The sequence below is a fragment of the Pseudomonas sp. Marseille-Q1929 genome, assembly GCF_017316265.1.
GTDB lineage: Bacteria > Pseudomonadota > Gammaproteobacteria > Pseudomonadales > Pseudomonadaceae > Aquipseudomonas.
On the sequence record NZ_JAFLWU010000042.1, the window covers coordinates 16,303 to 39,407 of the forward strand.

Genomic DNA, 23,105 nt, shown 5'->3' on the forward strand with positions numbered 1-23,105 from the left:
ACTTCTGTATCTTTTTGGAAACACCCATGCCCAACATCCTCCTGGTGGAAGACGACGCCGCACTCTCCGAGCTGATTGCCAGCTACCTGGAGCGCAATGGCTACCACGTCAGTGTGCTCAGCCGTGGCGACCATGTGCGTGAACGCGCGCGCCTCAACCCACCGGACCTGGTGATCCTCGACCTGATGCTGCCCGGCCTCGACGGCCTGCAAGTGTGCCGCCTGCTGCGCGCCGATTCGGCGGGCCTGCCGATCCTCATGCTCACCGCCCGCGACGACAGCCATGACCAGGTGCTGGGCCTGGAAATGGGCGCCGACGACTACGTGACCAAACCCTGCGAGCCCCGCGTCTTGCTGGCACGGGTGCGCACCTTGCTGCGCCGCAGCAGCCTGTCGGAACCGCAGGTGGCCAACGACCAGATCCTCATGGGCAACCTGTGCATCGACCTGTCGGAACGCACCGTGACCTGGCGCGAGCAGGTGGTGGAGCTGTCCAGCGGCGAATACAACCTGCTGGTGGTGCTGGCCCGCCACGCCGGCGAAGTGCTCAGCCGCGACCAGATCCTGCAACGCCTGCGCGGCATCGAGTTCAACGGCACCGACCGCTCGGTGGACGTGGCCATCTCCAAGCTGCGACGCAAGTTCGACGACCACGCCGGCGAAGCGCGCAAGATCAAGACCGTGTGGGGCAAGGGCTACCTGTTCAGCCGTTCCGAGTGGGAATGCTGACCGATGTTTCGCGTCCTCCTGCGGCTGTACCTGATCACCATCGTCACCTACAGCGCGGCGATCTTCCTGATCCCGAAGCTGGTGATCCAACTCTTCGAACACCGCTACATGGACTACAACGTCGAGCAGTCCCGCGGTATGCAGAAGCTGATCGTCAAGCAGTACCTGCGCGCGCCGGTGGAGCGGTGGTCGCAATTGACCGAACAGCTGAGCGCCGACTTTGCGCCGCTCAAGGTGCAACTGCTGTTGCGCCAGGACGCCAGCTACACCCCTGCCGAGGCGCAACGTCTGGCCGAGGGCAAACCGGTGATCCGCCTGGGCGAGTGGGGCTGGATGGAAGACATCAGCTCGCCGATCAACGAGCAGTTCGTGGTCAAGCTGACCATTCCGCCGGACCCGCTGGACATGAACCTGCTGTACTGGTCGATGAACGTGCTGATCGGCGCCGCGTTGCTGGCCTGCCTGCTGGTCTGGTTGCGTCCGCACTGGCGTGACCTGGAACGCCTGAAAAGCACCGCCGCGCAATTGGGCCGCGGCAATCTGGCAGAACGCACACGCATTCCCCCCAGCTCCAACATCGGCAGCCTGGCGGCGGTGTTTGACACCATGGCCGATGACGTCGAACAGCTGCTCAACCAGCAGCGCGACCTGCTCAACGCCGTGTCCCATGAACTGCGCACGCCGCTCACGCGCCTGGATTTCGGCCTGGCGCTGGCACTGTCCGACGACTTGCCCCAGGCCAGCCGCGAACGCTTGCACGGCCTTGTTGCGCATATCCGCGAGCTGGATGAACTGGTGCTGGAACTGCTGTCCTACAGCCGCCTGCAAAACCCGGCGCAACTGCCTGAGCGGGTCGAAGTGGTGCTCGATGAATTTATCGACAGCGTGCTGGGCAGCGTCGATGACGAGCTGGAAAACCCCGAGATCGTCATCGATGTGGCACTCGACTGCGCCGTCGAGCGCTTCAACCTCGACCCGCGCCTCACCGCCCGCGTGTTGCAGAACCTGCTGCGCAATGCCACGCGCTATTGCGATAAACGCATTCAGGTCGGCGTCAGGGTTGGGCCGGACGGTTGCGAGATCTGGGTCGACGACGACGGCATCGGCATCCCGCTGGACCAGCGTGAGCGCATCTTCGAACCGTTCTACCGCCTCGACCGCAGCCGCGACCGCGCCACCGGTGGTTTCGGCCTGGGGTTGGCGATCAGCCGGCGCGCCATGGAAGCCCAGGGCGGCACCTTGATCGCCCAAGCCTCACCCTTGGGCGGCGCGCGGTTTCGCGTGTGGCTGCCCAGCGTGGCCTGATCAGAGCACCTTCACCGCGCGGCCAATCGCCTGGATCGGCCCCGTCGGTTTGCCGGTCGGCGAGCCGCGCGGGTCTTCCAGGGTCAGCTCAAACAGCTGGTTAGGCGACAGCGGCGGCAGCTTGTCCAGCGGCACCGACAGCGTCTGCCCCGGCTTGACCAGCCCCAGCGACACCGGGCCCTGCCAGCCATCGCCCTTGGTCCAGAATTGCAGGGCCTTGTCCGCCGGCACTTCCATCACGCCCAACGGGATCAACTGAATCTGCTGGTTGTTGCTGGCTTGGATCACCCAGCCCGGCGCCTGGTTCTGCGGGGCGACCAGCACCACCACAAACGTCGGCTCAATGCTCGCTGGGCGGGTCAGCAACAGCGCCGCCAGAGCCAACGTTGCCACCAGCCCGGCGCCGGCCAGGCCGCGCCACAGGGCCAGCAGGTCCCACCACGGGGTGCGCACGCCGCTGAGGTTGCGCTCGATGCGCTGCCACAGGTGCGGTGAGGGCGGTACCGGCTCGGCCAAGGCGGTCAGGGGCAGCAGGCGCTGTTCCCAGGCGTCGACGGCCGCGCGCAGCTCGGGGTCGTGTTGGAGACGTTGTTCCACCTCGGCGCGCTGTTCGCCGGGCAGGGTGCCCAGTACGTATTCGCTGGCCAGTTCGTCCAGGGGGTTGCTCATGCCATGCACTCCCGCAGCGCGGCGAGGCTACGTTTGATCCAGGCTTTGACGGTTCCCAACGGGGTGTCCAGTTTCCGGGCGATTTCGCTGTGGGAATAACCGTCGACATAGGCGTGCAGGATGCACGAGCGACGGGCCGGGTCGAGCTGTTCCAGGCAGGTGTGGATCTGCCCTGAGTGTGTGGAAAATTCGGGGGTTGCGGCGGGCTCATGTTCGTCGCCCAGCGGCACTTCGCGGTAGCTGTTGCGCATGGCATTGAGGGCCAGGTGGCGGGTCACACTGAATACCCAGCCACGGGCGGCACCGCGCGCCGGGTCGAAACTGCCGGCGCCGCGCCAGATCTTGATAAACGCGTCATGCACGACATCTTCGGCCAGGGCCTTGTCCCGGGTGATGCGCAAGGCCACGCCGAGCAAGTGGCCGCTGTCCTGTTCGTAGAGTTGGCGCAACGCGCGCTGATCGCCACGGGCACAGGCCAGCAGACAGGCTTCGTAATCAAACACGTATGGCTACCCCCAATGGCAGAACAACGAGTTCATCTGCACTGGGGGCAGCGTAGCCGAGTTTGCTCAGTTGGCCGCCCAGAAAATGTAGTCGGCCTGGTACTTGACCACTTCCTGCTTGCCTTTATTGGCCGTGGTGCACTCGCTGCTCGGCGCCACGCCACCCTTGAGCGCGACCCGTTGGATGTAACTCACGCCGCTCATCGCGCCCTTGCCTTCAGCCGGGTTGGCCTTGACCAGTTGATACGGCAGGTTGCCCGGGCTCGACGGGGCCACGGCCAGTTGAGTGCCGGTGATCTTCGAACCGTCCTTGGCCTGCCAGGTTGCCGGTGGGCCAAAGTAGGTGCCCACTTGTTTGCCGCTGCGATCATTGAGCACCGCTTTCGGGCCGACGAAGGTCCATTCGGTCTGGCCGGCGGCGTTGGCTTTGTCGCGGCACTCGTAGGTGATTTCGCCGACACCGGTGGTTTCCATCGCGACCTTATGGCCATCCGGCACCTTGATGCTGTCGGGCAAACCGCTCTGGGCGAAGGCAGCCGGGGCGGTGAGCAGGGTAGTCAGGCAGAGCAATGCTTTGGCGTTCATGGGTGTTTCTCCATTGGGTAGAACAGCAGGGTTGCTGCAGGTACTACCCATGGGCACGGCAAATGGATGCAGGTATCGATAAATAAATCGGCGAAAAAACAAAATGATCTAAAGTCAGATCACATTGATATAAGTCGTTATAAGAAAAATCGCTATCCTGCCGCCAGAAATTTATAAGGCTGCAGGTAGTTGTAATGGATGTGGGTAATGTTGGTTTTGTCGTTGCTGGCCTGATTGTTGGTTTTATCGTGGGCATGACCGGTGTGGGCGGGGGCTCGTTGATGACGCCGATCCTGCTGTGGTTCGGCATCAACCCGGCCACCGCCGTGGGCACAGACCTGTTGTACGCGGCGATCACCAAGTCCGGTGGCGTGCTGGTGCACAGCAAGAACAAGAACATCGACTGGACCATCACCGGTTGGCTGACCCTGGGCAGCGTGCCCGCCGTGCTGCTGACCCTGTGGTTCCTCGCCAGCCTGCACACCGACCCCAGCGCGATGAACGCGGTGATCAAGCAAGCCCTCGGCGTGGTGCTGCTGCTGACCGCCCTGGCGATCCTGTTCAAGAAACAGCTCCTGGCTTTCGCCCAGCGCCATGCCGGTGACGACTACCACATGAGCCCGCGCAACCTGAACCTGCTGACGGTGGTCACCGGCGCCATCCTGGGCACCATGGTCGCGCTGACCTCCATCGGCGCCGGCGCCCTCGGCACCGTGGCGTTGTTTATCCTCTATCCGTTCCTTGCCACGCGCCGCCTGGTCGGCACCGAGATCGCCCACGCCGTGCCCCTGACCCTGGTTGCGGGCCTGGGCCATGCGAGCATGGGCAATATGGATTGGCACTTGCTGGGCTTTCTGTTGATGGGCTCGCTGCCGGGGATCTACATCGGCAGCCACATGACCGGCAAGCTGCCGGACGGGGTGTTGCGGCCGTGTTTGGCAGTGATGTTGATGGCCATCGGCTACAAACTAGCCTTCTAAGGCTGTACGCAATCCAACTGTAGGACTGGGCTTGTGTGGGAGCTGGCTTGCCTGCGATGGCGGTGGGTCAGCAAACACATTTTTGACTGACCCACCGCCATCGCAGGCAAGCCAGCTCCCACATTTTTAACCGAGGCTGGCCTTAAGTCCTCGCCGGGCCATTACCGATCTGCCACACAAACGGCGGCTCAGTCCCATTGATCACCCAATCCCCGACAATCCGCGCCTTGTAGATCACCGGATTATGTGACGACACCGTGCGTGCATTGCGCCAGTGCCGATCCAGGGCTTTGCCCTGGCGCACATCCGACGCCCCCAGCGCGTTGAACAATTGGCTGGTCGCCCGCTGGATCAACTCCGACACCACCACCTGCGCCGTCGCCGATTCAATCTCAGCCGCCACATTGGCCGCGCGCTCGGCGGCATCATCCCCGCCAAACCGCGCCACGTAGGCTTGTTGTGCCGGCAGCGTGGCTTTCAACGCACTGGCTTCGGCGGCGTAGACCAACGCCGCGACGTCACCTACCACCTGTTGGATCTGCGCGTCCTGGCTGACATGGGGCGCATTGCCATGGCTGTAGATGCGCTTGCGGCTGCGCACCTGCTCGGCTACGTCGTTGAGCGCGGCGCGGCCGATCCCGGCCAGGCTGGCCAATAACACCAGTTGGTAAAACGCCGTCTGGTATTTGAAGCGCGTGGCAAAGTCGATCACGTTGTCGGCTTCCACCACGGCATTGGTAAACCGCGAGGTGCCGCTGCCGGTGGTGCGCTGGCCAAAGCCGTCCCAGTCGTCGCTGTGCACCACGCCGGGCTGGCGCGCGCGGGTGGCGGCGATGACATCGCCCTTGGTATCGCTGCGCTGGGCGTACACGTCGATCCAGTCGGCGAAAATGCTGCCGGTGCTGTAGAACTTTTCACCGTTGAGGGTCCAGTTGTCGCCGTCGGGGCTGACCTGGGTGACGACATCGCCAATGGCGACGTTGCCGATTTCGGTCCAGGCACAGCCGACGATATCGCCGTCGACAAAGCGCTTGAACCACAGGTCGCGATTGGCGCAGGGTGGTGCGTTGAGGCGGTCTTCGGCAAATGCAAAGTGCCCGCGCAACGCCTGGGGGATGTTGGAGTCGGCGGCGGCCAGTTCGATCAGCAGTTCAAACAGCTGCGGCAGGGACGCGCCGCCGCCGCCGTATTCCACCGGCACGCGCACGGCGCCAAAGCCGGCGGCCTTGAGCCACTGGATCGGTTCATGGGGCAGGGTGCGGGTCTGTTCACGCTGCACGGCGCCTGCGGCGATGCGTGCGAAGATCGGCCGGAAGCGCGCGGCCAGCGTGGGGTAATCGACGCCGATGGACAGCGGGTTGATGACGTGGTGTTCGGTCATGGGGGCGGCTCCTGTGGTCAATGCAGGGGTGATTGCACAGTCCGTGCCGGGTGCGCGGGCCCGTGTTTACGGGGCGCGGCCTGCCGCAACTGTTGCCCTGGCAACAGTGGTTCGACAAACCATCGCGATCTGCGACAGCGCTGCACCGCCACGCCGTTTGCCGCAACCCGCCTGGCGCGGGCGTTTGGCCGGGCTGGCACGCTTGCTGCTCAAGCCTTCGGTACATCCCCTATGTACGAGGTAGTGTCCGATGAGTCAGCAGCCTGTGAAATTTGCCTACTGGGTGCCCAACGTCAGCGGTGGCTTGGTGGTCAGCAAGATCGAGCAACGCACCCACTGGGGCATCGATTACAACCGCAAGCTGGCGCAGCTGGCGGAAGCCGCCGGCTTTGAATACGGCCTGACCCAAATCCGTTTCACCGCCGGCTACGGCGCCGAGAACCAGCATGAGTCCGTGGCGTTCAGCCATGCCTTACTGGCGGCGACCACCACGCTCAAGGTGATCGCTGCGATCCTGCCAGGGCCTTGGCAGCCGGCGCTGGCGGCCAAGCAATTGGCAACCATCGACCAGCTCACCAACGGCCGTATCGCGGTGAATATCGTCAGCGGCTGGTTCAAGGGCGAGTTCCAGGCCATTGGCGAACCTTGGTTGGAGCATGACGAACGTTACCGCCGCTCCGAGGAATTTATCCGCGCGCTCAAAGGCATCTGGACCCAGGACGATTTCACCTTCAAGGGCGACTTCTACCGCTTCAACAACTACACCTTGAAACCCAAGCCCCTGGGCCAACCGGAAGTGTTCCAGGGCGGCAGTTCGCGGGCCGCCCGGGACATGGCCGCGCGGGTGTCGGACTGGTACTTCACCAACGGCAACACCCCTGAAGGGATCAAGGCCCAGGTCGATGACATTCGCGCCAAGGCAGCGGCCAACAACCATTCGGTGAAAGTCGGGGTCAACGCCTTTGTGATCGCCCGTGACACCGAAGAAGAGGCCCGCGCCGTGCTCGCCGAAATCATCGACAAGGCCGATCCCGAGGCCGTCAACGCCTTTGGCGACGCGGCGAAACAGGCGGGCAAGGCGTCACCGGAAGGCGAGGGCAACTGGGCCAAATCCAGCTTTGAGGACCTGGTGCAGTACAACGACGGCTTCAAGACCAACCTCATCGGCACCCCGCAGCAAATTGCCGAACGCATTGTCGCGCTCAAGGCGGTGGGCGTGGACCTGGTGCTGGCGGGCTTCCTGCACTTCCAGGAAGAAGTGGAGTATTTCGGCAAGCGTGTGTTGCCACTGGTGCGCGAGCTGGAAGCCAAGGCCGCGATCAAGCAGGTGGCGTAGGCAAGGGCTTTTCCAGGCGCAGGGCACTGGTGTGGTCCGCGTAGTAATTGTCGACCTGGGCAAAGCGCCGGTAGCCGTTGCGTTCATACAAGCCCAGGGCGCCGGGGTTGTCGGTGCGCACTTCCAGGCGCAGGTGGGTGCAGCGGTGCGCCACGGCGCAGGCTTCGATGCGGGCCAGCAATTGCTGGCCCAGGCCCATGCCGCGCGCCTGTTCGGCGATGGCGATGGAGTACAGCCGCGCCCGCGTACTCCTGCGGCGTAACAGCAGCAGGGCATAACCGAGCAGTTGCCCGTCACGCGCCACCACCAGCAACTGGCCGTGGGCGCGGCTGATCATCCAGCGCACACTGCGCGGTGACAGCCGATCACTGATAAAACATTGCTGCTCTAGAGTGATTAAGGCGGGTATATCCGTGGTGCATGCAACGCGAAAGACAAGTGCCATATAACCGCCGTAAAAGTTGCGTAACGAAACGGGACTTCTCTAAAAGATCGTGCTTAATAGAAAAGGTCGAGTTCTCTTAAGCGGATCAAATATTATGTCAGCGGTACAAGGTCATTGGCGTGAAGTATCCGAGCAAAGTGTCACGGCGACAATAACTTCCAACGGTTATTTTTCCACGACTTCCAAGCCGTCCAGTCAAGTAGTGATCATCGTCGAACGCAAGGAAGATTGGGCCTCCTATTTTCCCAGCGAAGACATTGTCACCGCCCAGGAATACCTGGAGCAAACCCGCGACAGCGACACCGGCAAGCGCGTGCAGGTGATCAACCTGTGCCGCAGCTACAAGTACCTGGGCCACGGCTACTACTGTTCGCTGCTGGCCGAGGCGCGCGGGCACAAGGTGATTCCCTCGGTGCGCACCATCAGCGAACTGACGAAAAAGTCGTTATACGGGCTGGCCCTGGATAACTTGGACAAGACCCTGGATAAAGCCCTCAGTCATCATCTTTACAGCAATACCGAAGGCTTTACCCTGACCCTTTACTTTGGCCGGACCACCATAGAGCCGTTGCAGGATCTGGCCCGTGAGTTGTTTGAAACCTTTGCCTGTCCGATTCTGTTAGTTGAATTCAAAAAACATAACGGCTGGCATATCGAAGGCGTCAAGTGTGGCGCGTTGCATAAGTTGCGCGATGACCAGGAAGATCACTTCGCCCACGCCCTCGACAACTTCAGCCGCAAGATCTGGCGCCAGCCGCGCTCGCGCCGGATGGCCCGTTATGACCTGGCGATCCTCCACGATCCCCTGGAGCAATTGCCGCCGTCCAACCCCAAGGCCCTGGAGCATTTCATTCGCGTGGGCAAGGGCCTGGGCATTGATGTGCAGTTGATCGAGCGCAAGGACTACGCGCGCCTGGCCGAATACGACGCCTTGCTGATCCGCGAGACCACCAGCGTTGACAACCACACCTACCGTTTCGCCAAGAAAGCCGAAAGCGAAGGCCTGGTGGTGATGGACGACCCGGCGTCGATCCTGCGCTGTACCAACAAGGTCTACCTCGCCGACCTGCTCAACAGTCATCAGCTGGGCATGCCCGCCACCGAGATCCTCTACAAGGAGCGACCGGAAGACTTCGAGCGGGTCGGCGAGCGCCTCGGGTTTCCGTTGGTGCTGAAGATCCCCGACGGCTGTTTTTCCAAGGGTGTGATCAAGGTGGAAAGCCAGGAGGCCTTGCTCAAGGCCACGGCCGAGCTGTTCGAGCATTCGGTGCTGCTGCTGGCCCAGGAGTTTTTCTACACCGAGTACGACTGGCGCATCGGCGTGCTCAACCGCAAGCCGATCTTTGCCTGCCAGTACTTCATGTCCAAGGGCCATTGGCAGATCTACAACCACAAGGCCATCGGCCAGGCCATCAACGGCGAGTGCCGCACCCTGGCGGTCCATGAAGCGCCGAAGGCGGTGGTGGAGCTGGCGGTGAAGACCGCCAACCTGATCGGCGACGGCCTCTATGGCGTCGACCTCAAGCAGTCCGGCGACAAGGTGGTGGTGATCGAGGTGAACGACAACCCGAATATGGATGCGGGTATCGAGGATGCCTATTTGCAGGACGACCTGTATGGCTTGGTGTTGGAGGAGTTTGTGCGGCGCTTGGAGCTCAAGCGTCAGGGCCAGGGTTGGTAGCACAGACACAGAAGATCAACTGTGGAAGATCAACTGTGGGAGCTGGCTTGCCTGCGATAGCGGTGGTCCAGTTAAAACAACTGTGACTGACCCACCGCCATCGCAGGCAAGCCAGCTCCCACAAAAAATCCAGTTCCCACAGGGGGATTCAAGGTGAGGCTTGGAGAGTCAGCACCTCAAACCCCTCCGCCGTCACCGCCACCGTATGCTCCCACTGTGCCGACAAACTGTTGTCCTTGGTCACCACCGTCCAGCCATCCTTGAGGCTGCGCACTTTGGCGCCGCCCTGGTTAAGCATCGGCTCGACGGTAAACACCATGCCTTCACGCAGTTCCAGCCCGGTGCCGGGGCGGCCGAAGTGCAGGATCTGCGGCTCTTCATGCATCTGCCGGCCAATGCCATGGCCGCAGTACTCGCGCACCACGCTGTAGCCGTTGGCCTGGGCGTGGCTCTGGATAGCATGGCCGATGTCCCCCAGGCGAGCGCCGGGCTTGACCTGGCGGATGCCGGCCCACATCGCTTCGAAGGTCTGTTCCACCAGGCGCCGGGCCTTGGGCGCCACGTTGCCAATCATGTACATCTTGCTGGAGTCGGCGATGTAGCCGCCTTTTTCCAGGGTGATGTCGATGTTGATGATGTCGCCGTCCTGCAACACGTCCTTGGCGCTGGGCATGCCGTGGCACACCACCTCGTTGATCGAGGTGTTGATGGAGAAGGGGTAATCGTATTGGCCCAGGCTGGCGGGGCGTGCTTGCAGGTCGTTGCGGATAAAGGCTTCGACGGCGCTGTCCAGCTCCAGGGTCGAGCGGCCGGCGGCGACAAAGCCGTCGAGCATGGTGAATACCTGGGCCAGCAGGCGCCCGGATTCGCGCATCACGGCCAGTTGGGCGGCGGTCTTGATCATTGGCTACGCCCCCGGATCAGGTCGGGTTTGTCCAGCAACAGTTTGTTGATCAGGTCGTTGTAGGCCAGGTTGGGATTGAGCTCGGCGAGCAGGCCGATCTTGATCCAGAATTCGGCCTGGGCGTTGATGGAACGGTCCATCGCGGCGCTGGCCAGGCGCAGTTGTTCGTGCAGTTGGTCGGTGATCTTGACGATGCCCATGGGGTTCACTGTGCTGGGTTGATATACAAAGCGTATATGTTTCGTATATCGCTAGTAAACCTTTTGTTGACTCGTCCCGCCGTACGCGGTTAATTTCAGGGCATGAACTTTTCAGCATTCCGTAGCCAGCCAAGCATGATTATTACCGCCATTCCTCATTTGGCGGGATAGCGCACGGCTGTACCCAAACCCGCCCTAGAGGCGGGTTTTGTTTTTCCGTCTCCAGGGCCCTTAGCATCACGCCAGGAGACACCCATGAGCACCAGCACCGCGCCCCACACCGCCGCCCCGGGGCTGCTTGAGCACTACGTGAAAAAAATCCTCGCCGCCCCGGTGTACGACTTGGCGGTGCGCACGCCCTTGCAAGCGGCGCCGGCGTTGTCGGCCTTGCTGGGCAATACCGTGCTGCTCAAGCGTGAAGACCTGCAACCGACGTTTTCCTTCAAGATCCGTGGCGCCTACAACAAGCTGGTGCAACTCAGTGACGCGCAAAAGGCCCGGGGCGTGGTGACGGCCTCGGCGGGCAACCATGCGCAAGGCGTGGCGCTGGCGGCCCTGGAATTGGGGATCAAGGCGCGTATCGTCATGCCCGCCACCACCCCGGACCTCAAGGTGCTGGGCGTGCGCTCGCGGGGTGCCGAAGCGGTGCTGCACGGGGCAAGTTTTCCGTTTGCCCTGGCCCATGCGTTGCAACTGGCCGAGGCCTCGGGTTGCACCTTTGTCTCACCCTTCGACGACCCGGAGGTGATCGCCGGCCAGGGCACCGTGGCCATGGAAATCCTGCGTCAGCAACAAGGCCCGCTGGACGCGATCTTCGTGCCGGTGGGCGGCGGCGGGCTGATCGCCGGGATTGCCGCGTACGTCAAATACCTGCGCCCCGAAGTGCGCATCGTCGGCGTCGAGCCCGAAGGTTCCAGCTGCCTGTTGGCGGCCCTGCGTGCCGGTGAACGGGTGGTGCTGCCGGGCGTCGATGGGTTTGCCGATGGCACGGCGGTGGCGCAGGTCGGCGCGTATGGTTTTGAAATCTGCCGCGACTGGGTGGACGAAGTCATCACCGTCAGCAACGACGAGCTGTGCAGCGCGATCAAGCTGATCTACGACGACACGCGCTCTATCACTGAACCATCCGGGGCGTTGGCGGTGGCAGGCATTCGCAAGTACGTCGCGCGCAGCGGCGTCCGTGGGCAGACCTTGGTGGCGATCAATTCCGGGGCGAATATCAACTTTGATAGTTTGCGATATGTTGCCGAAAGGGTGGCTGCGCAAGGTGCCGCTTGATGCGAACTGGCGGGTTAAACGTTTAATCGCCGCGGTTCGGCGATGATTTAAAGGGTGCTGTCGCAGATATATAACGCCGCACGACGCTTATGAGGAAAGGTTACAACGGCAACGGATTTTGCCGGGTAGGCTGGTGATTGCAAGCGTCTTCCAGGGTTGGCAAGACGTGACAGGCCAGTGCCTGTCGGATTCATAACAATCGATTGGCAGTCTCAGGAAAGGAGAGGTTGACCATGCTTTCGGAACTGGAATTACGCAGCATTATTGAAACAAGTTTCCTGCCCAAACGGTGCGAATGCACCAAAGCCGAAGACGCTTCGCTGACGATCAAGGTCTATGACGACCGCGACCGTGACCGGGTGGATTTGGAAGTCAAAGGCATCAACGCCGACAAACTCGACAGCAGCCGCGCCATTTGCAACCTGATCACCGGGTTGCGCGAAGACCTCAAGCACACCCATGCACCCGCGCTGCAAAGAGCGGGCGGGCGTGGCTATTGATTCAGCCGGCAGTTTGAGGGGTTAACACCGAAGCCCTATGGGCCTGGATAAACGCCAGGCCCAGCACGGTTTCCGTGGCCACCGCCAGAAGGATGCCCGGGCCGGCATTGCCACTGATCCACTCGCTCAAACCCAACGCGGCCAAGACAAAACACCCGGTGATAAACCCGGTGGTGATGGCGCGGCGTGTGTCGGAGGGTGGCGCGTGGCGGGCGCGGTAGAACATGATGCCGAGGGCCAGGAACAGCGCGGCGTTACGCCGGGCCACCAAGGCCGTGGCGCTTGAGTACTCCACGCTCCACAGCCACAACAGCCAGTCGGGGCGCAGGCCCCAGGTCAGGGCGAGGGCGAAGCAGAGCAGGGCGGTAAACAGGGCGAGCGTATAGAAGCGCAGCGGCATGACGAGTCCTTTCGGCCGGGTGATCAGCGCGCAAGGATAGCCGGTCGTGGGCAATTACGCCGCCCTTTGTCAGCACAGCCTTCAATTCTGCGACATGCACGCGTCAGACAGCTTTTTATAGCTCACGTGCTGCTCAACACCGGCCTTGTCGAGGAACTTGATATCGGCCTTGATGACCTTGCATTCAGTGGTCATCGGTTCGTTCATCGAGATCACCTTCTGCACATCCATGGGCATGCCATAGCGGTAAGGCACCGGTTTTGAATCGGCTTGTGCCACGCCCGATACGGCGGCGAGCGCCAAGGTCAGGCCGATCAGCAGGGTTTTTGTGTTCATGAGGGATCTCCAACAGGGATTCGCTGGCCCATCGTGGTGATGGGCGGACGCGTTCACTGTTGTCTCCCGAGATTAACCATTGATTAATTTTGTGGCTTCCTGACAAAAGCTTCATATTCGAAAGCGATTGCCTACACGATCGGCGAATTTATCCTACTTCTTCACGCAGATTTAACCCAATTGGTCGCGGTAAGGCAGGTCGGGTCCGGTCTTGCTGCAGGTCATGGCCGCCGCGCGAATCGCAAACCCCAGCATGCTGTCGATCTGCTCACGGGACAGCTGTTGCAGGCCTTCTATCGAGTCCAGCGCGTGCTCGGTGAGCCATGCAATCAACGCCGCCTGGAAGGTATCCCCGGCGCCGACCGTATCGGCCATCACCACTTTGACCGCAGGTGCAGACCAGTGCCCATGTTGGCGGCTAAATACGCTGGCGCCGTCGCCACCGCGGGTGAGAAACACCAGCTGGCAACGGTGTTGCAGCCAACCTTGCAAGACACTTTCCGGCGATTGCTCGGGGTACAGCAGGTGCAGGTCTTCGTCGCTGACCTTGATCATATCGGCATGCTGGACCAGCTCGGCGATGCGCGCGCGCCACAGGTGGATATCCGGTTGCGGGTTGAGGCGCACGTTGGGATCGAGGCTGATCAGGCGCTTGCCGCTTTCACGCTGGACCAGGCGCATCAGGGTGTCGCCAACCGGCTGCACCACCAGGGAGAACGAGCCGATATGCAGGCCGCGAATGTCATCGCCGAGTGCCGGCAGATGGCTGATCTCCAACAGGCGATCCGCGCAGCCTTCACCGCGAAAGTTGTACTGCGGCGAACCATCGCTGCCCACCGCGACCATCGACAGGGTGGTCGGCGCGGCGAATTCCACCAAAAACTGTTCGCTCACGCCTTCATCCCTGAGCACCTGCAATAAACGCCGGCCGAGGAAATCCGTGGACACGCCACCCAACAGCCCGGCGTCGACGCCGAGGCGGCGTAAACCCACGGCCACGTTGAACGGCGAGCCACCGGCAATCGCCTTGTAGTTGACCTTGGACGCCTGCCCGCTGGCATCCTCCTCGCTGAAAAAATCAAACAGCGCTTCACCACACACCAGATACATAGTCGTTCGCTCTTAAAGGGTTGCCACGTGCTGTTGATAGCGTTCGTAGGCCTGTTGATAGGCGCTGACACTGGCCGCCACCGGCAGGGTGCGGCTTGCCAGGTCGAGGCTCACGCACTTGGCGCACAGGCTGGCCAGGGATTCGCCGGATTGGCACCACGCCGCCTGGATCGCTGCGCCCAGTGCGGCGGCTTCCGGTTGTTCGGTACAGATCACTTCGGTGTTCATGATGTCGGCGACCATCTGCCGCCACAGCGGGCTTTTCGAACCGCCGCCGATCAAGCGGATGCTCTGGCTTTGCAGGCCGGTCTGGCGCAGCAGGTCAAGGCCATAGCGCAGGCCGAAAGTGGTGCCCTCGACCACCGCGCGGCACAGGTTGGCGCGGGTCAGGTTGGTCATGGTCAGGCCCTGCAGGCTGCCGCTGGCGTGGGGCAGGGCGGGCACGCGCTCGCCGTTGAGGAACGGCAGCATGCTCACGCCCTCGGCGCCAATCGGGGCCTCGGCGACCAGGGCGTTGAACGCGGCGAGGTCCAGCTCGAACAGCTCGCGGATCACCCCGGTGGCGTTGGTCAAGTTCATGGTGCAAATCAACGGCAGCCAGCCGCCGCTGGATGAGCAGAATGTCGCCACCGAGGCCTGGGGGCTGACGTTGGGCTGCTCGGCAAACGCGTAAACGGTGCCCGATGAACCGAGGCTCATGGTGATCACGCCGGGGGCGATATTGCCGGTGCCGATGGCGCCCATCATATTGTCGCCGCCGCCGCTGGACACGATGGCGTTGGGGTTGATGCCCAGGCGTTCGGCGATGGCCGGCAGGATCGTGCCGACGGCTTGATCGGCCTCGATCAGCGGTGGCAACGCCGCTTCCAGGCGCCCGCTGGGGTCGATGTGCTTGAGCAGATCCACATCCCACGTGCGGCTGCGCACGTTGAAGTAGCCGGTGCCCGACGCATCGCCGTATTCGGCGACGGCACGCCCGGTGAGCCAGTAGTTGAGGTAGTCGTGGGGCAACAGGATATGGGCGATGCGCGCGAACACATCCGGGTGTTGCTCGCGTGTCCACAGCAGCTTGGACACGGTGTAGCCCGGTGCAATCGCCACGCCCAGGCGCTCCAGCGAGCCGCTTTCACCGCCCAGGTGTTGCAGCAGGCGCTCGTTTTCGGCGGTGGTTTCGGTGTCGCACCACAGCTTGGCCGGGCGCAGGACTTGGCCGTTTTCATCGAGCAGCACCAGGCCGTGCTGTTGCCCGGAAACGCCGATGCCGAGGATGTCCTGGCCGTCCACGCCGGCCTGTTGCAAGGCGCGGTGAGTGGCTGCGGTGAAGGCGTCGAGCCATTCCTGGGTGTCTTGCTCGCGGCGGCCGTTGGCGCCGCTGATCAGTGTATGGGCGGCGGCGCCCAGGCCCAGCACCTTGCCGCTGGCAGCGTCGAGGACGATGGCCTTGGTGCCCTGGGTGCCGCAGTCGATGCCGAGGAACAGGTTTTGCTGGGTCATGGTGGGGTGCTCAGCAGTATTGTTGTTTTGGATTGGAAACCCGATCAACTGTGGGAGCTGGCTTGTGTGGGAGCTGGCTTGCCTGCGATGGCATCGCCTCGGTTTATCAGATAGACCGAGGTGTCTGCATCGCAGGCAAGCCAGCTCCCACATTTTCTAAGCCGGTTTCTTCAGGAGGGTTTGCAGGGTTTGGGTGACACCGTTGTCACGCAAACTGGTAAAACACCGTTCGAACGCTGCCACAAACCCAGGCGAATTGGGAATAGCCGTACCGAAAATCTCCTCCACCCCCAACAGCCGCTGGCTGATCAACCCATCATCACTGACCAGCCCCTGGCAGAACGCCGCACGCGGGTCCGGGATCGTGTAACTCACGCCATTCTCATCCACACCCTTCAGATACAACGCCCACGCCGCCACCACCAGCGCCGCACGCTCCGTCTCACGACCATCGGCAATCAAGCGGTTGATGGTGGGCACGGTGAACTTGGGAAACTTCGATGAGCCATCGGAACACACGCGCTCCAGCTGGTCGGCAATCGCCTGGTTGGAGAAGCGATCCACCAAGGTCTGCTTGTACTGCGCAAGGTCGATGCCGGGCACCGGCGCCAGGTTGGGCGTGACGTCCAGGTCCATGTAGGCGCGCATATAGGCGACGAACACCGGGTCATTCATGGTCTCGTGGACAAACCGATAGCCCTTGAGAAAACCCAGGTACGTGAGGGCCAGGTGGCTGCCATTGAGCAAGCCGATCTTCATCTCTTCGTAGGGCGTGACGTCATTGGTGAACTGTACGCCGACCGTTTCCCAGGCCGGGCGGCCGTTGACGAACTTGTCTTCCAGCACCCACTGCACAAAGGGTTCGCACACCACCGGCCAGGCATCGTCGATGCCGTGTTCGTCATGCAATTGCAGGCGGTGGGCGGTGCTGGTCATGGGCGTGATGCGATCGACCATGGCATTCGGGAAGCTCACGTTCGCGGCGATCCAGTCATGCAGGTCGGCGTTGTGCAGGGCGGCAAACGCCAGCAGCGCCTTGCGCGTGACGGCGCCGTTGTGCGGCAGGTTATCGCAGGACATCACGGTAAACGCCGGGGTGCCGGCGGCGCGGCGTTGGGTCAGGGCGGCGCAGAGAAAGCCGAACACGGTTTTTGGCGCCTTGGGGTGCGCCAGGTCATGCTGGATCTGCGGCAGGTGGGCCATGAACTCGCCGTTGCTGTCGTCGATGCAGTAGCCGCCTTCGGTGATGGTCAGCGAGACGATGCGAATCTCGGGGCTGGCAAGTTTGTCGATCAGCGCCTGGGCGCTGTCTTCGGCCAGCAGCATGTCGCTGATGGAGGCGATTACGCGCACTTCGGTGTCGTCGGTGTCGCCCAGTTCGTACAGGGTGAACAGATAATCCTGGCCGGCCAGGTCGTCGCGGGCCTTGCGGTCCTCGCTGCGCAGGCCGACGCCGCAGATGCTCCAGTCCAGGCCAGCGCCGGTGTTCATCAGCGCATCGGTGTAATACGCCTGATGGGCGCGGTGGAAACCGCCGACGCCGATATGGGCGATGCCCTGCGCGGTCGGGGTATAAGTCGGCAGCTGTACTTCTGGCGCCAAGCGGGTGAGGTTCTGTTTATTCAGTTTCATCGCAACTCTCGCAAAATCAGGCGGCAGCGCGCAGTGGGCGGGCCACGGCGACGCCGTCGGTGTCGAACAGATGGCAGTGCGCCGGGTCGAGGTGCAGGTGCAGGGTTTCGCCGTATTGGCTGGCCATGTCGCCACGGATGCGCATGGTCAGCGGCTCGCCGTTGGCGGTGATGACGTGGCAGAAGGTGTCGCTGCCCAAGCGCTCGCCGACGTCGGCGGTGACGGTCAGGGTGGTCTGGCCGGGGGTGGCGATTTCCAGGTGTTCCGGGCGGATGCCCAGGGTTACCGCGCTGCCCACGCTCAGGGTCGCGCCGTTCAAAGGCAGGCTGACGGCGGTGCCAGCGTCCAGTTGCACGTCGCAGCCTTGGCTGTCGACGCGGGTGACCTTGCCCTTGAGAAAGCCCATTTTCGGCGTGCCAAGGAAGCCTGCCACAAACAGGTTGGCCGGCTGGTGGTACAGCTCCAGCGGCGAGCCGACCTGTTCGATGCGGCCGCTGTTGAGCACCACCACCTTGTCGGCCAGGGTCATGGCCTCGACCTGATCGTGGGTCACGTAGATCATCGTCGCTTGCAGTTCTTTATGCAGGCGGGCCAGCTCCAGGCGCATCTGCACGCGCAGCGCGGCGTCGAGGTTGGACAGCGGCTCGTCGAACAGGAAGATCTTCGGGTTACGCACAATCGCCCGGCCAATGGCCACGCGCTGGCGCTGGCCGCCCGACAGCTGCTTGGGCTTGCGCTCCAGCAACGGGCCCAGTTCCAGGATGCGCGCGGCTTCGCTGACCTTGCTCTCCACCAGCTTCTTGTCCACGCCCGCCAGGTCCAGGGCGAACGACATGTTCTTGCGCACGCTCATATGCGGGTACAAGGCGTAGGTCTGGAACACCATCGCCAGGTCGCGCTTGGCCGGGGTCACTTCGGTGATGTCGCGGCCATCCAGTTCGATGGTGCCGTCGCTGACTTCTTCCAGGCCGGCGATCAGGCGCAGCAGGGTGGATTTGCCGCAGCCCGACGGGCCGACGAAGACCACGAATTCCTTGTCGTTCACCTCAAGGTCGATGCCCTTGATGATGGAGAAACCTTCGAAGCCTTTTTGCAGATTCTTGATTTTCAGGTTGGCCATGATGGGCCTCCGCTTGGAATTATTATTTAACAGCGCCAAAGGACAAACCGCGCACCAGCTGTTTCTGGCTGATCCAGCCAAAGATCAGGATCGGCGCACAGGCCAGGGTCGACACGGCGGACAATTTGGCCCAGAACAAGCCTTCGGGGCTGGAGTAGGAGGCGATCAGCGCGGTCAACGGCGCGGCATTCGACGAGGTCAGGTTCAGCGACCAGAACGCCTCGTTCCAGCACAGGATCAGCGACAGCAACACCGTGGATGCCAGGCCACCCTTGGCAATCGGCAGCAGCACGCGGACCATCTCTTGCCACAGGGTCGCGCCGTCCAGGCGGGCGGCTTCGAGGATGTCCTTGGGGATGTCCTTGAAGTAGGTGTAAACCATCCACACCACAATCGGCAGGTTGATCAGGGTGTAGATGATGATCAGCGCGATGCGCGTGTCCAGCAGGCCAAAGCTCTTGGCCAGCAGGTAGATCGGCATCAGTACGCCCACCGGTGGCAGCATTTTGGTCGACAGCATCCACAGCAGCGTGCCTTTGGTGCGCTGGGTTTCGTAGAAGGCCATGGAGTAGGCCGCCGGCACCGAGATCAGCAGGCACAGGGCCGTGGCGCTGAAGGAAATCACCACCGAGTTCCAGGCGTAGGCGAAGTAATTGCTGCGCTCGTTGATGTGCAGGTAGTTCTCCAGCGTCGGCGTGAAGATGAACTGCGGCGGCGTGGCGAACGCGTCGATTTCGGTCTTGAAGCTGGTCAGCACCATCCAGAAGATTGGGAAGAAGATCAGGATCGCGATGGCCCAGGCCAACGTGCCGAGCAACAGGCTTTGCAGGCGGCGGGATTGTTGAAGCGTCATGGCGCGGCCCTCAAGGCTTGTCAGTCAGGTTTTTGCCGATCATCCGCACCAGGATGATCGCCGCGATATTGGCGATGACCACGGCAATCAAGCCGCCGGCCGAGGCCATGCCCACGTCGAACTGCACCAGCGCCTGGTTGTAGATCAGGTAGGCGAGGTTGGTGGATGCGTAGCCCGGGCCACCGTTGGTGGTGGTGAAGATTTCGGCGAACACCGAGAGCAGGAAGATCGTCTCGATCATCACCACCACGGCAATCGGGCGGGCCAGGTGCGGCAGGGTCAGGTGCCAGAAGATCGCGATGGCGCCGGCGCCGTCCAGGCGCGCGGCTTCCTTTTGTTCCTGGTCGAGGGACTGCATGGCGGTCATCAGCAGCAGGATGGCGAAGGGCAGCCATTGCCACGACACAATGATGATGATCGACAGCAACGGGTAATGGGCGAGCCAGTCCACCGGTTCGGCGCCGAAGAATTTCCACACGGCGGCGAGAATCCCCGACACCGGGTGGAAAATCAGGTTCTTCCAGATCAGCGCACCGACGGTGGGCATGATGAAGAACGGCGAGATCAACAACACCCGCACCAGGCCGCGCCCGAAGAACTCACTGGCTTCGAGCAGGGCGCTGATCAGCACGCCAAGCACCACACTGATTAGCAGCACGCTGCCCACCAGCAACAGGGTGTTGGTGGCGCCGGGCAGGAAGCCCGAATCGGTGATGAAGTAGGTGAAGTTTTCCAGCCCGACAAATTGGTTTTCACCGGGGTAGAGCAGGTTGTAGCGGATCAGCGAAAAGTACAGGGTCATGCCCAGCGGCACGATCATCCACAGCAGCAGCAGGGCGACCGAGGGGCTGACAAGAAACCAGCCGGGGTTGGCCAGGCGGTTTTTGGGGGGTGTATTCATGGTATTCAAGGCCAGTCAGATACATACAGAATCTGCGTCGGAGCGCGGTCAATGTGGGAGCTGGCTTGCCTGCGAAGGCATCACCTCGGTGTGACTGACAGACCGAGGTGTCTGTATCGCAGGCAAGCCAGCTCCCACAAAAGCCCGGCTTCCACATTTACAGGGATGCGGGCAGGACTATTTGGGGTAACCGGCCCGCTTCATTTCACGCTCGGTGGTGGTCTGTGCGGCGGTCAAGGCTTGATCCACGGTCTGTTGACCGGTCAGCGCCCCGGAGAAGAACTTGCCGACCTGTGTCCCAATCGCCTGGAACTCAGGAATGGTCACCAACTGGATACCGATATACGGCACTGGCTTGAGCGTCGGCTTGGTCGGGTCCGCAACTTTCAGCGATTCCAGGGTCACCTTGGCAAACGGCGCGGCCTTCATGTACTCATCGCTGTAGGTCGAGGTCCGGGTGCCCGGTGGGACGTTGGCTACGCCATCGGTCTTGGCCACCAAGGCGCCGTATTCCTTGGAAGTCGCCCAGCTGGCGAACACCTTGGCGGCGTCCTTGGCTTTGGAACTGGTGGGGATCGCCAGGCTCCAGGAGTACAGCCACGAGGTGCCCTTGTCGGTCTTCTCGTGTGGGGCGAAGGTAAAGCCGACGTGGTCAGCCACCTTGCTCTGGGTCTTGTCGGTAACAAACGAGCCGGCCACGCTGGCATCGACCCAGATCGCGCATTTACCGCTGTTGAACAGCGCGAGGTTTTCGTTGAAACCGTTGCTGGACGCACCCGGCGGGCCGGATTTTTTCATGTTGTCGACGTAGAAGTTCAGCGCGTCCTTCCACTCTGGCCCGTTGAATTCCGGCTGCCATTTCTCATCAAACCAGCGCGCACCGTAGCCGTTGGCCAGGGTGGTGATCAGGGCCATGTTCTCGCCCCAACCGGCTTTGCCGCGCAGGCACAGGCCGTATTGCTCTTTGGTCTTGTCGGTGAGTTTGCTGGCGAATTCGCCGATCTGCGTCCAGGTTGGGTGCTCAGGCATAGTCAGCCCGGCGTCCTTGAACAGGTCGGTGCGGTAATAGGTGATCGAGCTTTCGGCATAGAACGGCAGGGCGTACAGCGAACCTTTGACGGACAAACCGTCACGCACCGAAGGGAATACATCATCGAGGTCGTAGGAGGCCGGCAGGTCCTTCATCGGCTCCAGCCAACCCTTCGCGCCCCACAGTGCAGCTTCGTACATGCCGATGGTCAGCACGTCGAACTGCCCGCCCTGGGTGGCGATGTCGGTGGTCAAGCGTTGGCGCAGTACGTTTTCTTCGAGTACCACCCAATTCAGCTTGATCTCCGGGTGCTCGGCCTCGAAGGTTTTCGAGAGCTTTTGCATGCGGATCATGTCGCTGTTGTTGACGGTGGCAATGGTCAGGGTTTGCGCGCCAAGGCTGACGGCGCTGATAGTCAAGCAGGTAGAGGCAAGCAGAACTTTTGCTGTGAACTTCATCGCGCACTCCGTTTCCGCGCCCAGGGGGCTACAGAAGGACAGTTATTGTTGTTGTGTCTTCCTACAAGGAGTCAGGAAGAGTGTGCGGTTGATTACAGCCTTGAAACGGGGTTGTGACAAATCCTTGGGAGCACTTTCACTGATACTTTTTTGCACTGCTGCGGGGGCTCTGCCGCAAGGGAAAGGTCGGAAATCGAGAGAGGCTGGTAGTCCGGGCAGGTGGGGAGCCACCTGCTCCGGTTTCTATCTGTCAGAAAATAACAAGTGTTAGTCCCATGCCCAGCTCAGAGCCGGTCACTTCGCCACCGGTGTACAGGTTTTTCCCCCAGCGTGCTAGAAAGCCAGCAGAGTCGGTAGCCCAGAATGCTTGATGTTTTTGCCCTCTGTATGACTCGCCTCCGTACATACTATAAATCTCCCGTAGTTCAGCCAAACTAGGCAGTCTCCCACCTTTATTGCTTGCTTGTTTGCCACTCTCGCCGTAGCCACCACCACCGCCAAAGTCCATGAAGTACTTCACCCCAGTGACGGAGACGGAATAGCTCAGCGTGACGTTATTGGCATCTCTGACAGAGATAGACGTGGCGCCGTTTCCACGTATGGACACTTTGCCGAATTGATCCACTTTTGCACATGCTGTATTACTTGAGCTGTAGGTGTAGGGCAGTTTGCCGCCGGTGGCACTTCGCGTAAACACACCTGGGCCACTATGTGGTGGGTAGTTTGCGTCATCTCTCCAGATCCAAATGCGTTGAGAGAGCGATACCGCAGCCGTGTTCATGGAAAGTGCGGCGGCACGGATGATGGTCGTGGTAGTCGATGTAGGTTGAGTACCATATAGCCCCACTGCGTGGTACGCATAACTCCCGAGTGCTGAAAGGCTACGTACATAGCTCCAGTCGCCGCTGCTGTTTGTCGGGCAATCAACCAGGAAGGAATTGTTTTCATATACCCGGACCTGCTGGTTTGCGGCAGCCTCACCTCTGAGTGTCACGCTGGTATCGTACGTCGTGGCATTGTTCGCAAGCTGCCCTTTAGAGTCATGCACAGTCAAAGTGACTGGCGTAGTGATCTGGCTCTTGACCGTGTAACTCGTCGAAGAAAATTCAACCGCATTCCCCCTATCCGCACCACCAAAAAAGTTTACTGCGGCAGTCACAGTGATCTGCGCATTATTGGCCAACGCCGTCAACCAACTGCGCAATACCGCCTTGTTCACCAACCCATTCGCCGCTTCCGTTGAAGTAATCAATGCACCACCGGCACCCAGTACGTC

At 61.6% G+C, this 23,105-nt stretch carries 22 protein-coding genes and 2 pseudogenes; 7 read left to right on the forward strand and 17 right to left on the reverse strand.

Annotated elements, in window-relative coordinates; all coding sequences use genetic code 11:
• The first annotated feature begins 26 nt into the window (after positions 1–26).
• Positions 27–728, forward strand: a complete 702-nt coding sequence (locus tag J1G37_RS27085) for a response regulator transcription factor (RefSeq protein WP_017738648.1) — start codon at positions 27–29, stop codon at positions 726–728.
• 3 nt (positions 729–731) lie between these two features.
• Entirely contained in the window at positions 732–2,033 is a 1,302-nt protein-coding gene (locus J1G37_RS27090; protein ID WP_207046656.1) for an ATP-binding protein, read from the forward strand.
• Here J1G37_RS27090 and J1G37_RS27095 read toward each other — a convergent pair whose 3' ends face one another.
• The 3 genes from J1G37_RS27095 to J1G37_RS27105 all read right to left on the reverse strand — a co-directional run bounded on the left by J1G37_RS27095 (position 2,034) and on the right by J1G37_RS27105 (position 3,790).
• Positions 2,034–2,702, reverse strand: a complete 669-nt coding sequence (locus J1G37_RS27095; protein ID WP_207046658.1) for an anti-sigma factor — start codon at positions 2,700–2,702, stop codon at positions 2,034–2,036.
• Complete coding sequence (locus J1G37_RS27100) at positions 2,699–3,205, reverse strand: sigma-70 family RNA polymerase sigma factor (protein WP_207046660.1); 507 nt, start codon at positions 3,203–3,205, stop codon at positions 2,699–2,701. Before J1G37_RS27100 ends, J1G37_RS27095 begins: the two co-directional genes overlap by 4 nt.
• A 66-nt stretch (positions 3,206–3,271) precedes the next feature.
• On the reverse strand, positions 3,272–3,790 hold the full coding sequence (locus J1G37_RS27105) for a DUF3455 domain-containing protein (RefSeq protein ID WP_207046662.1): 519 nt from the start codon (positions 3,788–3,790) through the stop codon (positions 3,272–3,274).
• Between the two features lie 194 nt (positions 3,791–3,984).
• Here J1G37_RS27105 and J1G37_RS27110 point away from each other — a divergent pair, with 194 nt between their 5' ends.
• Positions 3,985–4,770 (forward strand): sulfite exporter TauE/SafE family protein, encoded by a 786-nt coding sequence (locus J1G37_RS27110; RefSeq protein ID WP_207046664.1) that lies wholly within the window; start codon positions 3,985–3,987, stop codon positions 4,768–4,770.
• Between the two features lie 142 nt (positions 4,771–4,912).
• On the opposite strand, the gene J1G37_RS27115 is transcribed toward J1G37_RS27110, so the two are convergent.
• Positions 4,913–6,151, reverse strand: a complete 1,239-nt coding sequence (locus J1G37_RS27115; protein ID WP_207046666.1) for an acyl-CoA dehydrogenase family protein — start codon at positions 6,149–6,151, stop codon at positions 4,913–4,915.
• A gap of 250 nt (positions 6,152–6,401) precedes the next feature.
• Here J1G37_RS27115 and sfnG point away from each other — a divergent pair, with 250 nt between their 5' ends.
• Positions 6,402–7,487 (forward strand): dimethylsulfone monooxygenase SfnG, encoded by a 1,086-nt coding sequence (sfnG, locus tag J1G37_RS27120; RefSeq protein WP_207046668.1) that lies wholly within the window; start codon positions 6,402–6,404, stop codon positions 7,485–7,487.
• A gap of 1 nt (position 7,488) precedes the next feature.
• Here the strand turns inward: sfnG and J1G37_RS27125 are convergent.
• A pseudogene (locus tag J1G37_RS27125) lies at positions 7,489–7,932 on the reverse strand (N-acetyltransferase); the annotation flags it as partial.
• Between the two features lie 94 nt (positions 7,933–8,026).
• Here J1G37_RS27125 and J1G37_RS27130 point away from each other — a divergent pair.
• A complete protein-coding gene (locus J1G37_RS27130; RefSeq protein ID WP_242551762.1) occupies positions 8,027–9,613 on the forward strand; it encodes a RimK family protein in 1,587 nt (528 codons plus the stop codon).
• Between the two features lie 148 nt (positions 9,614–9,761).
• Here J1G37_RS27130 and map read toward each other — a convergent pair whose 3' ends face one another.
• Positions 9,762–10,517 (reverse strand): type I methionyl aminopeptidase, encoded by a 756-nt coding sequence (map, locus tag J1G37_RS27135; RefSeq protein ID WP_207046672.1) that lies wholly within the window; start codon positions 10,515–10,517, stop codon positions 9,762–9,764.
• Entirely contained in the window at positions 10,514–10,717 is a 204-nt protein-coding gene (locus tag J1G37_RS27140; RefSeq protein ID WP_207046674.1) for a ParD-like family protein, read from the reverse strand. The genes map and J1G37_RS27140 overlap by 4 nt, the downstream gene beginning before the upstream one ends.
• 255 nt (positions 10,718–10,972) lie before the next feature.
• Here J1G37_RS27140 and ilvA point away from each other — a divergent pair, with 255 nt between their 5' ends.
• Positions 10,973–11,995: a threonine ammonia-lyase, biosynthetic gene (gene ilvA / locus J1G37_RS27145; RefSeq protein ID WP_207046676.1), complete on the forward strand. Its 1,023-nt coding sequence runs from the start codon at positions 10,973–10,975 to the stop codon at positions 11,993–11,995.
• A 233-nt stretch (positions 11,996–12,228) separates the two neighbouring features.
• Positions 12,229–12,495, forward strand: a complete 267-nt coding sequence (locus tag J1G37_RS27150; RefSeq protein ID WP_207046678.1) for a DUF1652 domain-containing protein — start codon at positions 12,229–12,231, stop codon at positions 12,493–12,495.
• Between the two features lies 1 nt (position 12,496).
• Here J1G37_RS27150 and J1G37_RS27155 read toward each other — a convergent pair whose 3' ends face one another.
• The 10 genes and pseudogenes from J1G37_RS27155 to J1G37_RS27200 form a co-directional block, all read right to left on the reverse strand.
• Entirely contained in the window at positions 12,497–12,895 is a 399-nt protein-coding gene (locus tag J1G37_RS27155) for a hypothetical protein (protein ID WP_207046680.1), read from the reverse strand.
• An 81-nt stretch (positions 12,896–12,976) separates the two neighbouring features.
• Positions 12,977–13,231 (reverse strand): DUF2790 domain-containing protein, encoded by a 255-nt coding sequence (locus J1G37_RS27160; protein WP_207046682.1) that lies wholly within the window; start codon positions 13,229–13,231, stop codon positions 12,977–12,979.
• A 171-nt stretch (positions 13,232–13,402) separates the two neighbouring features.
• The gene (locus J1G37_RS27165) at positions 13,403–14,341 is read right to left on the reverse strand and encodes a carbohydrate kinase (protein ID WP_207046684.1); all 939 of its coding nucleotides are present in this window, start codon (positions 14,339–14,341) and stop codon (positions 13,403–13,405) included.
• Between the two features lie 12 nt (positions 14,342–14,353).
• A complete protein-coding gene (xylB, locus tag J1G37_RS27170) occupies positions 14,354–15,835 on the reverse strand; it encodes a xylulokinase (RefSeq protein WP_207046686.1) in 1,482 nt (493 codons plus the stop codon).
• A gap of 156 nt (positions 15,836–15,991) precedes the next feature.
• Positions 15,992–17,467 carry a mannitol dehydrogenase family protein gene (locus tag J1G37_RS27175; RefSeq protein ID WP_207046688.1) on the reverse strand — a complete coding sequence of 492 codons (1,476 nt, stop codon included), beginning with the start codon at positions 17,465–17,467 and terminating at the stop codon, positions 15,992–15,994.
• Positions 17,468–17,483: 16 nt separating this feature from the next.
• Positions 17,484–18,587 carry a sn-glycerol-3-phosphate ABC transporter ATP-binding protein UgpC gene (gene ugpC, locus J1G37_RS27180; RefSeq protein WP_207046690.1) on the reverse strand — a complete coding sequence of 368 codons (1,104 nt, stop codon included), beginning with the start codon at positions 18,585–18,587 and terminating at the stop codon, positions 17,484–17,486.
• Between the two features lie 22 nt (positions 18,588–18,609).
• A complete protein-coding gene (locus tag J1G37_RS27185) occupies positions 18,610–19,440 on the reverse strand; it encodes a carbohydrate ABC transporter permease (protein WP_016968929.1) in 831 nt (276 codons plus the stop codon).
• Between the two features lie 10 nt (positions 19,441–19,450).
• Positions 19,451–20,341 carry a sugar ABC transporter permease gene (locus tag J1G37_RS27190; RefSeq protein ID WP_207046692.1) on the reverse strand — a complete coding sequence of 297 codons (891 nt, stop codon included), beginning with the start codon at positions 20,339–20,341 and terminating at the stop codon, positions 19,451–19,453.
• Positions 20,342–20,518: 177 nt separating this feature from the next.
• Positions 20,519–21,829, reverse strand: a complete 1,311-nt coding sequence (locus J1G37_RS27195; protein ID WP_207046693.1) for a sugar ABC transporter substrate-binding protein — start codon at positions 21,827–21,829, stop codon at positions 20,519–20,521.
• Positions 21,830–22,079: 250 nt separating this feature from the next.
• Positions 22,080–23,105 (reverse strand): annotated as a pseudogene (locus J1G37_RS27200) (hypothetical protein); the annotation flags it as partial.